The sequence below is a fragment of the Paractinoplanes toevensis genome (assembly GCF_018332695.1).
Lineage (GTDB): Bacteria > Actinomycetota > Actinomycetes > Mycobacteriales > Micromonosporaceae > Actinoplanes > Actinoplanes toevensis.
Genome location: NZ_BOQN01000132.1, coordinates 1 through 13,396, shown reverse-complemented (window position 1 = coordinate 13,396; position 13,396 = coordinate 1). Strand labels below are relative to the sequence as shown.

General features: G+C 72.8%; 12 protein-coding genes. 10 read left to right on the top strand and 2 right to left on the bottom strand.

The window, feature by feature from the left end:
* Window positions 1–15 precede the first annotated feature (15 nt).
* From Ato02nite_RS43680 to Ato02nite_RS43645, 8 genes are all read left to right on the top strand, one after another.
* Window positions 16–471: a hypothetical protein gene (locus Ato02nite_RS43680; protein WP_213012616.1), complete on the top strand. Its 456-nt coding sequence runs from the start codon at window positions 16–18 to the stop codon at window positions 469–471.
* Window positions 447–1,397, top strand: a complete 951-nt coding sequence (locus tag Ato02nite_RS43675) for a cobalamin biosynthesis protein (RefSeq protein ID WP_246608086.1) — start codon at window positions 447–449, stop codon at window positions 1,395–1,397. Before Ato02nite_RS43680 ends, Ato02nite_RS43675 begins: the two co-directional genes overlap by 25 nt.
* A complete protein-coding gene (locus Ato02nite_RS43670) occupies window positions 1,394–2,920 on the top strand; it encodes a cobyric acid synthase (RefSeq protein ID WP_213012615.1) in 1,527 nt (508 codons plus the stop codon). The genes Ato02nite_RS43675 and Ato02nite_RS43670 overlap by 4 nt, the downstream gene beginning before the upstream one ends.
* A 67-nt stretch (window positions 2,921–2,987) precedes the next feature.
* A complete protein-coding gene (locus Ato02nite_RS43665; protein WP_213012614.1) occupies window positions 2,988–4,034 on the top strand; it encodes a M48 family metallopeptidase in 1,047 nt (348 codons plus the stop codon).
* Window positions 4,035–4,052: 18 nt separating this feature from the next.
* Window positions 4,053–5,405: a dipeptidase gene (locus tag Ato02nite_RS43660; protein WP_213012613.1), complete on the top strand. Its 1,353-nt coding sequence runs from the start codon at window positions 4,053–4,055 to the stop codon at window positions 5,403–5,405.
* 16 nt (window positions 5,406–5,421) lie between these two features.
* Entirely contained in the window at window positions 5,422–6,891 is a 1,470-nt protein-coding gene (locus Ato02nite_RS43655; RefSeq protein WP_213012612.1) for an FAD-dependent monooxygenase, read from the top strand.
* Window positions 6,892–6,945: 54 nt separating this feature from the next.
* A complete protein-coding gene (locus Ato02nite_RS52910) occupies window positions 6,946–7,242 on the top strand; it encodes a hypothetical protein (protein ID WP_307854267.1) in 297 nt (98 codons plus the stop codon).
* 106 nt (window positions 7,243–7,348) lie between these two features.
* Window positions 7,349–8,863, top strand: a complete 1,515-nt coding sequence (locus tag Ato02nite_RS43645) for an ATP-dependent DNA ligase (protein WP_213012611.1) — start codon at window positions 7,349–7,351, stop codon at window positions 8,861–8,863.
* Here Ato02nite_RS43645 and Ato02nite_RS43640 read toward each other — a convergent pair.
* Window positions 8,860–9,324 (bottom strand): hypothetical protein, encoded by a 465-nt coding sequence (locus Ato02nite_RS43640; protein WP_213012610.1) that lies wholly within the window; start codon window positions 9,322–9,324, stop codon window positions 8,860–8,862. The genes Ato02nite_RS43645 and Ato02nite_RS43640 overlap by 4 nt on opposite strands.
* 9 nt (window positions 9,325–9,333) lie before the next feature.
* Complete coding sequence (locus tag Ato02nite_RS43635) at window positions 9,334–10,257, bottom strand: SURF1 family cytochrome oxidase biogenesis protein (RefSeq protein WP_213012609.1); 924 nt, start codon at window positions 10,255–10,257, stop codon at window positions 9,334–9,336.
* Between the two features lie 111 nt (window positions 10,258–10,368).
* Here Ato02nite_RS43635 and Ato02nite_RS43630 point away from each other — a divergent pair, with 111 nt between their 5' ends.
* Together Ato02nite_RS43630 and Ato02nite_RS43625 are read left to right on the top strand one after the other, a co-directional pair.
* Complete coding sequence (locus Ato02nite_RS43630; RefSeq protein ID WP_246608085.1) at window positions 10,369–12,348, top strand: cobyrinic acid a,c-diamide synthase CobB; 1,980 nt, start codon at window positions 10,369–10,371, stop codon at window positions 12,346–12,348.
* Window positions 12,349–12,604: 256 nt separating this feature from the next.
* Window positions 12,605–13,231: a TIGR03086 family metal-binding protein gene (locus tag Ato02nite_RS43625; protein ID WP_213012608.1), complete on the top strand. Its 627-nt coding sequence runs from the start codon at window positions 12,605–12,607 to the stop codon at window positions 13,229–13,231.
* Window positions 13,232–13,396: the final 165 nt, after the last annotated feature.

Below are 13,396 nucleotides of genomic sequence, written 5' to 3'. Positions count from 1 at the left end.
GGGCAGACTGAACCAGTGCTGTTGAAGGAGATCCGAGCGATCGCGGGCGAGACACTGGTGCTTTCGCCGCACGACCAGGACGCCGAGCTCGTCAACACCAGCTGGTTCGGCGCGCCGCCGCACGAGCGCATGGGCTTGACGTCCGACGAGGTGGTGGCCGCCTTCGAGGAGACGGCGGAACTGCTGCGCGACCAGGTGGCGACGGCCAAGCAGCCGGGGCCGGTCACGTTCTACGTCTGGCACGACGGGGAAGCCGGGCAGTTGCGCTGCTCGACCCGCACGTGCGGGCCGGACGAGCTGCCGTTCGGCTCGCCCTACCGGGTCACCAGCGACCTGCACGCGATCGTCACCGAGTTCCTGGTGGACCGGGCGCCGGGCGCGATCGCCTGGGGTCAGCTGGAGCCGGTGCCGTTCGAGCCCGCGCCGGATGCCGACGAGCAGCCGGTGTGGGTCTGCGATCTGTGCTCGTGAAAGCGGACGCGACCGGGCTGCTCGCCGGGTTCCTGCTCGACGCCGTGCTCGGTGATCCGCGTCGGTTCCACCCGGTCGCCGGCTTCGGCACGGCGGCCGGTGCGCTGGAGAAGAAGGTGTACGCGCCGGATCGCCGGTCCGGTGCCGTTTTCACGGCCGTCGCCGTCGGCGGGCCCGCACTGCTGGGGCTCGCCGCGGCGGCGGCCACCCGGCGGCGGCCGGTTGCCCGGGCGGCGCTCGTCGCGGCCGCGACCTGGACCGTGCTCGGCGGCCGAACGCTGCGGCGCGAGTCGCGGATCATGGCGGGCCATCTGGACCGCGGTGACCTGGCGGCGGCCCGGGGGCGGCTCAATCACCTGTGCGGACGGGATCCGTCGACATCGGACTCGGGCGAGCTGGCCCGGGCCACGGTGGAGTCGGTCGCCGAGAACACATCGGACGCCGTCGTGGCGCCGCTGATCTGGGGTGGCTTGCTCGGACTGCCGGGCCTGCTGGCCTACCGGGCGGCGAACACCCTGGACGCCATGGTCGGGCACCGCTCGGCGCGGTACGCCCGGTTCGGCACACCGTCGGCGCGGCTCGACGACCTGCTCAATCTGGGGCCGGCGCGGCTGACGGGGCTGCTGACGGTCGCGGTGTCACCGGTCGCCGGTGGGCGGCCCGGGGAAACGCTGCGGGTCTGGAAGCGGGACCGCAACGACCATCCGTCGCCCAACGCCGGGCAGTGCGAGTCGGCCATGGCCGGGGCGCTCGGGGTGCGGCTCGGCGGGCGAAACGTCTATTTCGGACGCAGCGAGGTGCGACCGTTCCTTGGCGACGGACCGCGGCCGTCGGCTGTGCACCTGCGGCGGGCCGCCCGGGTCTCGGGGGCAGTGGGTGCGTTGGCCGCGGTGATCGCGGCCGGGATCGCGCTGGCCCGCCGATGACCGGCGGCCTGCTCGTCGCCGGCACCACCTCGGACGCCGGTAAGAGCGTGCTGACCGCCGGGATCTGCCGCTGGCTGCACCGGCGCGCGGTCCGGGTGGCGCCGTTCAAGGCGCAGAACATGTCCAACAACTCGGCCGTCGTGGTCGGCCCGGACGGTCGCGGCGGCGAGATCGGCCGGGCCCAGGCGATGCAGGCGGCGGCGTGCGGGCTGGCGCCCGAGGTGCGGTTCAACCCGGTGCTGCTCAAGCCGGGCAGCGACCGGTCCAGCCAGGTCGTGCTGCTCGGCGAGGTGGTCGGCACGGTCACCGCCCGCAACTACCGCTCGATGCGGGAGCGGCTCGCGGAAACGGCCTTCGAGACCCTGACCGGCCTGCGCAACGACTTCGACGCGGTGATCTGCGAAGGAGCCGGCAGCCCGGCCGAGATCAACCTTCGCGACGGCGACTTCGTGAACATGGGCCTGGCCCGCGCGGCCGGCCTGCCCGCGATCGTGGTCGGCGACATCGACCGGGGCGGGGTGTTCGCGGCCCTGTTCGGCACGGTCGCCCTGCTCAGCCCGGAGGACCAGGCGCTGGTCAGCGGCTTCGTCATCAACAAGTTCCGCGGCGACCTCGGCCTGCTGCAACCGGGCCTCGACATGATCACCGCGGCGACCGGGCGGCCGGTGCACGGCGTCCTGCCGTTCCACCCCGACGTCTGGCTCGACGCCGAGGACTCGCTCGCCTACGGGCGCAGCCTCGGCCGGCCCGCGGCGCCGCGCGGCCGGGAGTGGCTGCGCGTCGCCGTGGTGCGGCTGCCGCGCATCTCCAACGCCACCGACGCCGAGGCGCTGGCCGCCGAACCCGGCGTACGGGTGCATCTCACCGTCGAACCCGGCGATATCGCCGACGCCGACCTGGTCGTGCTGCCCGGGTCGAAAGCGACCGTCAGTGACCTCGGCTGGCTCCGCGAACACAGTCTCGATCAGGCCATCCGGCAGCACGCGGCGGCCGGGAAGCCGCTGCTGGGCATCTGCGGCGGGTTCCAGATGCTGGCCCGCCGGATCGACGACGAGGTGGAGAGCGGGCTCGGCACCGTCGACGGCCTCGGACTGCTGCCGGTGGACATCGCGTTCGCTCAGCGCAAGACCCTGGCCCGGCCGGCCGGTGTCGGGCTCGGTGCGCCGGTGCGCGGCTACGAGATCCATCACGGGTACGTGGTGGCCGGCACCGCCGAACCGCTGCTGCACTACGCCGACGGCCGCCCGGAGGGTGCCGTGGCCGGCAACGTCTTCGGTACGCACTGGCACGGCGCCTTCGAGAACGACGAGTTCCGCCGCCGGTTCCTGGTGGAAGCGGCGCGGCTGGCCGGGCGACGGGGGTTCGTGGCGGCACCGGACACCCGGTTCGCGGCCGTCCGCGAGCGGGCCCTCGACGTGCTCGGCGACCTGGTCGAGGAACATCTGGACACCGCGGCGCTGTGGCGGCTGATCGAGGAGGGCCCGGCGCCCGACCTGCCGTTCGTCCCACCGGGCGCCCCCTAGGCGTTGCGTTCCCGGCGTACCGTCGACGGAGGTGCACGGCCCGACGACAGCTCAAAGGCGGGGAGTCATGACCGACGAGGAAAACCGTCCGGTACGCCGGCGGGTCACGCTCACCGGGATCAGTTCGCGGGCCTGGGAGCACCCGGCCGACCGCGGCGCCCTGACCGCGCTGCGCGAGCTGCGCGGCTTCGACGACCTGGTCAAAGCGTTCTTCGGCATGTGGAACGAGCGCGGTTTCCGCCTCCAGTTCCTGGCCGGCGCGATCCGGGTCGACCACCGGCAGTACCCACGCGTCTACCAGCGCTTCACCGAGGCGGCGAGCGCCCTCGACGTGGCCGAGCTGCCCGAACTCTTCGTCAACCAGTCGCCGATCATCAACGGGCAGGCCATCGGCCTCAACAAGCCGTTCATCGTGATCACCACGGCCGCCGTGGAAAAGCTCGACGACGACGAGCTGCGCGCGATGCTCGGGCACGAGCTGGGGCACGTGCTCAGCGGCCACGCCGTCTACAAGACCATCATGATGATCCTCACCGCCTGGACCGCGAACGTCAGCTGGCTGCCGATCGGCGTGCTCGCCCTGCGCGGGATCATCGCGGCGATGCTCGAGTGGTGGCGCAAGGCCGAGCTGTCCGCCGACCGGGCCGGCCTGCTAGCCGGTCAGGACCCGGCCGCCTCGATCCGCCTGCTGATGAAACTGGCCGGCGGCGGCGACCTGTCGCAGATCGACACGGCCGCGTTCCTGGAGCAGGCCGCCGAGTACGAAAGCGGTGGCGACCTGCGGGACAGCATCCACAAGATCGGCATCACCGTGGGCAGCACCCACCCGGTCCCCGTGGCCCGGGCCGCCGACCTGCGCAAATGGGTCGACTCGGGGGAGTACGCCCGGATCCTCGGCGGCGAGTACCCTCGCCGCGACGACGACGGCAACGCCTCGGTCTCGGAGGACGTGAAGGCCGCCGCCAACTCCTACCGCGAGAGCTTCACCTCCTCCCAGGACCCGCTCGTCAACCTGGTGCGCAAGGTCGGCGGCGGCGCGGCCGACCTGGCCGGCTCGGCCGCCCGCGGTGCCCGCGACTGGGCCTCCACTCGAGGCCGGGATTCATCCGACTGAGGCCCTAGGATCGGTTCCATGAGCTTGAGTGAAACCGATCTGCGCGCCGCGATCGCGCGGGAGATGCCCGGGGTCCGTGCCGACCTGGAAAACCTGGTCCGGATCCCCGGCATCGCCTTCGAGGGCTTCGACCACACCCAGGTCGAGCGGTCCGCGACGGCCGTCGCCGAGCTGCTGCGGGGCTGCGGGCTCGAGACGGAGATCGTGCGGCACGGCGGCCAGCCCGCGGTCATCGGCCGCAAGGCGGCCCCGGCCGGCGCGCCCACCGTGCTGCTCTACGCACACCACGACGTACAGCCGACCGGCGACGTGTCGCTCTGGACCAGTGACCCGTTCGAGCCGGTCGAGCGGGACGGCCGGCTCTACGGCCGGGGCGCCGCCGACGACAAGGCCGGCGTGATGGCGCACGTCGCCGCGCTGCGCGCGTTCGGCGACCAGCTGCCGGTCGGCGTCGTCGTCTTCGTCGAGGGCGAGGAGGAGTACGGCTCCGATTCGCTCAACGACATCATCGAGGCGCACACCGAAGAGCTGCGCTCCGACGTCATCGTGATCGCCGACTCCGGCAACTGGGACATCGGCCAGCCTGCGCTGACCACCTCGCTGCGCGGCATCGTCAACCTGTTCGCCGAGGTCAAGGTGCTCAAGAACGCCGTGCACAGTGGCATGTTCGGCGGCCCGATCCCGGACGCGCTGATGACCCTCGCGCGGCTGTTGACCACCCTGCACGACGAGAACGGCGACGTCGCCGTCGACGGCCTGGTCGGTCGCGAGGGCGCCAGCGTGGACTACCCGGAAGACCGGTTCCGGGAGGAGGGCGGCGTCGTCGACGGCGTCAAGCTGATCGGCCATGGCACCATCACCGACCGGATTTGGACCAAACCGGCCATCTCGGTGCTCGGCATCGACGCCCCACGCACCTTCGAGGCGGCGAACGCCCTGCAGCCGACCGCCAAGGCGAAGATCAGCGTGCGGCTCGCGCCCGGCGACGACCCCATCTCGGCGTACGCGGCCGTCCGCGCCCACCTGGAGAAGTACGTTCCGTGGGGCGCCCAGGTCGAGGTCACCCTGGAGGCCGGCGGTTCGCCCTGCGTCATCGACGCGACCGGCCCGGTGTACGACGCGGCCCGCGCTGCGTTCGCCAGCGCCTGGGACGGCACCGCACCGGTGGACATGGGCGTCGGCGGGTCGATCCCGTTCATCGCCACCTTCCAGGAGCTGTTCCCGGCCGCCGCGATCCTGGTGACCGGCGTGGAAGATCCGTACTCCGGTGCGCACGGCCCCGACGAGAGCCTGCACCTGGGCGAGTTCGAGCGGGTCTGCGTGGCCGAGGCCCTGCTGCTCAAGAACGTGGCGGAGGCGCTGACGAGCTGAAGGAGGCGGGTCGCCGATGGCCGACCTGACGTGCGACGTGCTGGTGGCGGGCGCCGGTCCGACCGGGCTGATGCTGGCCAACTGGCTGGTCAAACTCGGGGTCGACGTGATCGTGGTGGACAGCAAGGACGGCCCGACCCGGGAATCCCGGGCACTGGTCGTCCAGGCCCGCAGCCTCGAGATCTACGACCAACTCGGCCTCGGCGACCTGGTGCTGTCCGCGGCCCAGCGCGCCGACGCGGTGGCGCCCGGCTTCCTCGACCGGGTCTACGGACGGGTTCCGCTCGGCCGGCTCGGGGAGGGCGTCACGCCGTACCCGTACATCCAGATTCTCGAGCAGAGCCGCAACGAGGAGATCCTCTACGAGAACCTGCAGAAGCTCGGTGTGGACGTGCGCTGGGAGACCCCGATCACCGCGGTCGTGCAGACCGACTACGGGGTCGAGGCGAAGGCCGGCAACGACACCGTCCGGGCGCGCTTCTGCGTCGGTTGCGACGGTTCGAATTCCCCGGTGCGCCGCGCCCGGCGGATCGACTTCGAGGGCATCACCAACCCGCACCGGTTCTACGTGATCGACGCCCTGGCCACGGCCGGCATGGTGGAGGGCGCGATCAATGTGCGGCCCGGCACCGACGACTTCCTGCTCGGCTTCCCGATGCGCGGCCGCGGCACCTGGCGGCTGATCGGCCTGGTTCGCGACTCGGACGGCGACGGCACGCTCACCGAGGACGACGTCCGGCCGCGGCTGCGCCGGTTCGCGGTGACCTACGACAAATCCCGCTGGTTCGCCACCTACCGGGTGCACCACCGCATCGCCGCGCAGTTCCGGGACGGCCCGTTCTTCCTGGCCGGCGACGCCGCGCACGTGCACTCGCCGGTCGGCGGCCAGGGCATGAACACCGGCCTGCAGGACGCCCACAACCTGGCCTTCAAACTGGCCGACGTGGTGCACGGCCGGCGTCGCGACGGCTGGCTCGACCGGTACGAGGCGGAGCGCCGCCCGGTGGCGAAACGCCTGGTCGGCACGACCGACCGGATCTTCGGCGCGATCACCTCCCAGTCACCGGTGTCGCGCGCCCTGCGCCGGGCCGTCGTGCCGCTCGCGGCGCCGCTGGGGGTGCGGGTGCTGCCGTTGACCCGGGGCGGTTCGCGCCTGTTCCAGTACGTCTCGCAGACCCGCATCCACTACGGAATGACGCCCGGGGCGGGTGGCGGACGGCGGGATGCGGTGGTGGGCCGCCGGCTCCCGTGGGCCGGCGACAACTTCGCCGCGCTGCGGTCGCTGCAATGGCAGATCCACGCCTACGGCGGAGTCGCCGCGACCGACGCACCCGACCTGGGCGTCTCGGTGCACATCTTCCCGGCGGCGCCGCAAACACCGCTGCGACCAGGGAATCTGTACCTAGTCCGGCCGGACGGCTTCGTGGCCGCGCAAGCCCTTCCGGCCGACGCCGCGCAGGAGTTCGGCCACCTGATGCACGCGTAACCGGACGGGTGAGGCAGGTGCGACAGGTGTTCTAATCCTGTTAGGATCTCGAACATGCGTTCGAATGATGTGCCTGCCTCGGTGTCCCTGGTGGTGCGTCCGATGCCCGTCGGGCCGCGCCACGCCATCGATCGACTTCGCTCCCGTGACCGCCTTGAGTCCATCGTCCGCCTGCGTGCCGCCGTGCGCGCGCTCGACGAGGTCGACGTCGAGGGGTGGGACGACTCCGCCCTCAACGATCACCTCGCGGAGATCTCGCAGACGCTCTGCGCGATCGACGCCCAACTGTCCCGCGTCGCCGACGCGGTGCGAGCCCGCGGGTTCCGCATCGCCGAGCCGCTCGCGGCCTGAGCTCGCGCGTTTCTAACGGGGGAGCGCGCGACAGTCGCGAAGAGACCGGGGGTCGGGAGCTTCGTGACGGCAAGAAAATGTCAGAGGTGGCTGCCAGGATGAGCCCGTGCGGTTCCTAGATCTGGCGGCCACCTCGGCTGCCGTAGCGGCTGTTCCCGGGCGCAAGGCCAAGATCGAGTTGTTGGCCGACGCGCTGCGGCGGCTCGACCCGGGCGAGATCGCGGCCGGGTCGGCCTATCTTGCCGGTGAGCTGCGGCAGCGGCAGACCGGCGTCGGCTATGCGAGCCTGCGCGACCGGCCGCCGCCGGCCGCCGAGCCGTCGCTGACGGTCGGCGCGGTCGACGCGGCGATCGCCGAGATCTCGGTGGTGGCCGGGGCCGGTTCGCAGGCTCGGCGGCGTGACCTGCTCGGCGCGCTGTTCGGCGCGGCGACGGTCGACGAGCAGCGGCTGCTGATCGGTCTGTTCTCCGGCGAGTTGCGGCAGGGCGCCCAGGCCGGGCTGCTCGCCGACGCGATCGCCAAGGCCGCCGAGGTGCCGGTGGTCGCGGTGCGCCGGGCGCTGCTGCTCTCCGGCGACCTCAAGCAGGTGGCGGTGGCCGCGCTGACCGGCGGTGCCGCCGCGCTCGCCGAGATCAACCTGCGGGTCGGCACCCCGCTCACCCCGATGCTCGCGCAGAGTGCCCCCGACGTGGGCGCCGCGCTGCTGGCCACCGGTGTGCCCGCCGCGGTCGACGTCAAGCTCGACGGCATCCGCATCCAGGTGCACCGGTCCGGCGACGATGTGGCCGTCTTCACCCGCAGCCTCGACGACATCACCGGCCGGATGCCCGAGGTGGTCGCGGCGGTCCGGGCACTGCCGCTGCGCGAGGTGGTGCTCGACGGCGAGGCGATGACCCTCGGCCCCGACGGGCGACCCCGCCCGTTCCAGGAGACGTCGAGCCGGGCCGCCACCCGGGGCGACGCCGCTGCCGCCCTGGTGCCCTACTTCTTCGACCTGCTCCACCTGGACGGCACCGACCTGCTCGACGAGCCGGGCCGGGTGCGCTGGTCGGCCCTCGCCGACGCGCTGCCGGCGTCGCTGCTCGTCGGGCGCACGACGGCCACCGTCGAGGAGGAGGCCGCGGCGGCCTTCGCCGCCGCGCTGGCGGCCGGTCAGGAGGGCGTGGTCATCAAGGCCCTCGAGGCGCCGTACGACGTGGGTCGCCGCGGCTCGGCCTGGGTCAAGGTCAAACCCCGGCACACGCTCGACCTGGTGGTGCTCGCCGTCGAGTGGGGGCACGGCCGCCGCAAGGGCTGGCTGTCCAACCTCCACCTGGGCGCGCTCGACCCGGCGACCGGCGGTTTCGTGATGCTCGGCAAGACGTTCAAGGGCCTCACCGACGAGCTGCTGCGCTGGCAGACCGAGCGCTTCCAGGAGCTGAAGACCGAGGACGACGGCTGGGTGGTGCGGGTGCGGCCCGAGCAGGTGGTCGAGATCGCGTTCGACGGGGTGCAGACCTCACCGCGCTATCCGGGCGGGGTGGCGCTGCGGTTCGCCCGGGTGCTGCGCTACCGCGACGACAAGCCGGCGAGCGAGGCCGACACGATCGACAGCGTGCGGGCCCTGCAACTCGGCGCCTAGAGCGCAGCCAACGTGCGGACGTAGTTGACCTGCTGGTTGATGGTGGTGACGGCGACCTGGTCGGTGACCGGGATGCGGGCCACATATTGCCGCGTGCCGTTGGTCACGGTCACCTGCACCGTGCCCTGCATCACCGTTTCCTTGATCAGCAGGAAGAGCAGGCTCAGCACGGTAAGCACGCAGAAGCCGACGATGGCGAGGACGATCGCCCATCTCGGGATGCGCTGCTGGCTGTGCCAGTAGTCGTTGACCTGCCACTGTGACCCGGCGAGCGGGATGTCACCGGCCGGGGTGTGCACGGTCGTCGAGGTGACCGCGATCTCCGCGATCTGCACGATGACCGGGCCGGGCGCGGCTGCCGGCGGCCCGGAGACCGGAAGCGCCGGAGTGGCCGGCGACGGGCTGGGCACGGTCCACGGATCGTCCGGAGAGGGGCCCCACGGGTCGCTCGGCGAGGTCATGCAAGGACCCTAGTCTTGGCCGCTCTGCGCCGCGAGCCGGCGTTCCGCCTCGGCGGCCGCCCGGCGGTCCGCCTCCTCGACCCGATCCACCGGCTCGTGGAGCGCGGCGAGCCGGGCGGACTCCCGTTTCTTGTCGGCCTCGGCGACCCGGTCGCGCAGCGTCGGCTTCTTCGCGGGCGCCTCCGGCCCCTGGGCTTCCTTGCGCGCCTGCACGCCGTACGCGATCAGGGCCATCAGGGCGAAGAGCCACCACTGGACCGCGTAGCCGCCGTTCTGCCAGGCGTCCTCGTGGTCGATCGGGATCGCGGTGAACGCCGGGTCGGCGGCCGGCGTCTGCTCGGTGAGCAGCACGTACGCCCCGTAGACCGGATAGGGCATCTCGCCCGCGAGGTGCGGCACCGCGATCCGCCGGGTGTCCAGCCGGCCGTCCCGGTGCTCGATCGGGGCAGGTCGGCTTTCCGACAGGTGAACCTGTCCGACCACCGTGACCTCCCCGGTCGGCGCGGCCGGCACGGTCGGAGCCGCGCTGGCGCCCTCGGGCGGTGCCGGCACCCAGCCCCGATCGATCAGCACCGCGGTGCCGTCGGCCAGCACCAGCGGCGTGACGATCTCGAAGCCGACGTTGCTGTCCACCGTCCGCCCCCGGGCCTGGATCTCGTGGGTCGGGTCGTACTGCCCGGTGACCGTCACCTTTGTCCAGGCCAGGCTCTTGCCGGGGGAGGCGCCCGCGGTGCCGGCACCGGCCGGGGCAGTCAGGATCGAGGTGAGCGGGACCGCCTGCGTCGAATCGGCGGCGTCGATGCGGTTGTTGATGGCGCTGCGTTCCTCGTAGCGCCGCAGTTGCCAGTTGCCGAGCATGACCATGATCACTGAGGCCACGATCGTCAGCACGGCAGCGCCCAGCCAGCGAGGTGTCAGCAGGAACCGGTACACCCTCTGAGGCTACCCGGCGGTCGGGCGGCGACCGCCGCAGCCGGGTACTGTGCCGTCCGGCGGACCTGTTCGCGGGCACGCCGGTCCAGTTCAGCGTCGGGAGAACCAGTGATGACCGCCCAGCCCCGTCTGGTCGTGAGCGCCCCCTCGTCGGGGCACGGTAAGACGGCCGTCGCCGTCGGACTGCTCGCGGCCTGTGTGGCTCGTGGCATCCCGGCCGCCGGATTCAAGGTCGGACCGGATCACACCGACGCCGCGTACCTCGGTCTCGCCGCCGGTCGTCCTGGGCGCAACCTAGACCCGCGCCTGGTCGGTGCGCAACGGATCGCGCCGCTTTTCGCGCACGGAGCGGCCGGCGCGCAGCTCTCGGTCGTCGAGGGCGCCATGGGCCTGTTCGACTCGCTGACCGGTCAGCCCGAGGTGGACGGGACGGCCGCGGTCGCGGCCAGCCTGCGCGCACCGGTCGTACTGGTCATCGACGTCGCGGCGATGGGGCATTCGCTGGCCGCGCTCGTGCACGGCTTCCGGATGTTCGACGAGATGGTGCACCTGGGCGGGGTGATCCTCAACCGGGTGGCGTCACCCCGGCACGAACAGATGCTGCGCACCGCGCTCGACGACATCGGCATGCCGGTGCTGGGCGCGCTGCGGCGCGGCGACCTGCCGAACGTCCTGCCGTCCCGCGCGCACGGCCCGGTTCCGGTGGCGCACCGCACGGTGGAGGCCGGCCGGGCGGTGCGCCGGCTGGGCGAGGCGGTCGCGGGCGGCCTCGACCTGGAACGCCTGATGGCCCTCGCGAACGCCGCGCCGGCCCTGCCGGGCCCGATCTGGACCCCCGGCGACGCCGTCGGCGGCGAGGTGTTCGACCAGCGTCCGATCGTCGCGCTGGCCGGTGGGCCGGGCGCGCCCTACACGTACGTCGAGACGGCCGAACTGCTCACCGCGGCCGGCGCCGACGTGGTGGTCGTCGACCCGCTGCGGGATGAGGCACTCCCGGCGGGCACGCGAGCGCTGGTCGTCGGGGCGGGCCTGCCCGAGGGGTACGCCGAGGAGCTCTCCGCCAATCGGCGGCTGTGCAACGTGGTCGCGAAGTTCGCGCACGACGGCTGGCCGGTGGTGGCCGAGGGCGTGGCGCTGCCCTGGCTGGGCCGCGACTTCGACGGCCGGCCGATGTGCGCGGTCCTGGACACGTCGGCGTCCACCGGGGATCAGACGGTGGCCGGCTACCGCGAGGCGACCGCACCGACGACCTCGCTGCTGGCGCCGGCCGGCGCCCGGATCACCGGCTACAAGCAGCACCGCGGGATCGTCACGCCGCGGGCCGGTGCGGTGCCGGCCTGGACCTGGTCGGGCGGCAACCCCGAGGGCTTCGTCTGGCGGCAGGTGCACGCGTCCCAGCTGGGTCTGCACTGGGCGGCCGCCCCCGAGATCGCGAAGCGGGTGGTGTCGGCCGCGATCGCCGGCCCGGCCGCTCTGCAGGGGCCGCCGCAGCACCTTCAGCCGCCGCAGAACACCCAGCCCATCCCGCTCCCCGTCCCGATGGCGCACGCCGCGCCGATGGTGGCGGCCTCCTCCGCGATGCCGCACGACCAGCCGGCGTTGTTCGAGCAGCCCTACGGCCAGCCGGCGTCCCCGGGGATCGCCGGCGACGAGCCGGTGGCGTACGCCCAGCCGGCCTCCCCGGCCATGTCGCACGGCCAGCAGTCGCCCTACCCGCAGGGTCCGCACGGCCACCCGCGTCCGCCGGAGGGCCCGCGCGGCCCCCGCCCACCGGACGGCCCGCACGGGCACGGTCATCCCTGGCCCCCGGAAAATCCGCAGGGTCATCCGCGTCCGCCGGAGGGACCGCAGGGCCATCCGCGTCCGCTGGAGGGACCGCAGGGTCATCCGCGTCCGCTGGAGGGACCGCAGGGTCATCCGCGTTCACCGGAAGGTCTCCAGGGTCATCCGCGCCCGCCGGAGGGACCGCAGGGCCATCCGCGTCCGCCAGCGGGCGGGCCGAGGCCGGCCTCCGGTCCGGTGCCGGCCGGCGGCTCCGGCGTCGCGAGCGTGCCCGACCTCGCCGACACGGCTGACATCACCGTCTCCTGACCGGTGGCTTTGACCGTCTCCTCCCTGGCCGGCCTGACTGTCCCTGACCGGTTGGCCTGACCGTCTCCTCCCTGGCCGGCCTGACTGTCCCTGACCGGTTGGCCTGACCGTCCCCGACCGGCCGGCCTGATCGTCTCTGTCGGTCGGCAACCAGGGGAAACTCGCCCAGCCGCGAAAACGGTCTTCCTCGACCGGAAAAGTGTCGTACCCCACCCGTAACGTGGGGTTAACACCAACGACCCGAAGGAGGATGACCGTGGCCGATCGTGTGCCGCTGGATTTCGACCCGCCGGTTCGTAAACTGCGAGCTCTTCTCCTCGGCGTCGGCGACGCCGAACTGGCCGGCCCGACTCCCTGTCCCGACTGGACCGTCGCCGCCCTGCTCGATCATTTGATGGGCCTGTCCTATGCGTTCACCCAGGCCGCTCGCAAACGCACCGACGCTCCCGGCACCGACGAGCAACCGCCCGACCCCTCCGCCCAGCATCTCGGCCGCCACTGGCGCAGCAGTCTCCCGGTCCTGCTGGAAGAGCTGGCCACCGCGTGGAAGGACCCGGCCGCCTGGACCGGCACGTCCCGCGTGGGCGGCGTGACCATGCCGGCCGCGAGCCTCGGCATCGTCGCGATGAACGAATTGATCATGCACAGCTGGGACCTGGCCCGGGCCACCGGCCAGGAGTACTTCGCCGATCCGCGCACCCTCGAGGTGCTGGTCGAGTTCCTGTCCCAGGGTCCGGCCGAGGGCGTGCCCGGCCTGTTCGGCCCGGTGGTTCCGACCGACAGCGAGGCCACCCTGCTCGACCAGACCCTGGCCCTGGCCGGTCGCGACCCGTCGTGGCGCCGCCCGCCGCGGCGCTGGGTGAGAGCGGCCCCGGCGGCTTAGTCCCCGCCCCAGCCGGAGTCACCCGAGCCGGAGTCGCCCGCCCGCCGGCCCGAGTCGTCCGAGTTGTCCGTGCGGCCCGGGCGGTCCGAGTCGTCCGACCGCCGACCTGGGCGGTCCGAGTCACCCGACCGCCGGCCTGAGCGGTCCGAGTCGGCTGAGCGCCGG

Coding starts and splice junctions, on each gene's coding strand:
- Ato02nite_RS43665 (WP_213012614.1), top strand. CDS start 2,988: ATGACCGACGAGGAAAACCGTCCGGTACGCCGGCGGGTCACGCTCACC.
- Ato02nite_RS43655 (WP_213012612.1), top strand. CDS start 5,422: ATGGCCGACCTGACGTGCGACGTGCTGGTGGCGGGCGCCGGTCCGACC.
- Ato02nite_RS43670 (WP_213012615.1), top strand. CDS start 1,394: ATGACCGGCGGCCTGCTCGTCGCCGGCACCACCTCGGACGCCGGTAAG.
- Ato02nite_RS43630 (WP_246608085.1), top strand. CDS start 10,369: ATGACCGCCCAGCCCCGTCTGGTCGTGAGCGCCCCCTCGTCGGGGCAC.
- Ato02nite_RS52910 (WP_307854267.1), top strand. CDS start 6,946: ATGCGTTCGAATGATGTGCCTGCCTCGGTGTCCCTGGTGGTGCGTCCG.
- Ato02nite_RS43660 (WP_213012613.1), top strand. CDS start 4,053: ATGAGCTTGAGTGAAACCGATCTGCGCGCCGCGATCGCGCGGGAGATG.
- Ato02nite_RS43640 (WP_213012610.1), bottom strand. CDS start 9,324: ATGACCTCGCCGAGCGACCCGTGGGGCCCCTCTCCGGACGATCCGTGG.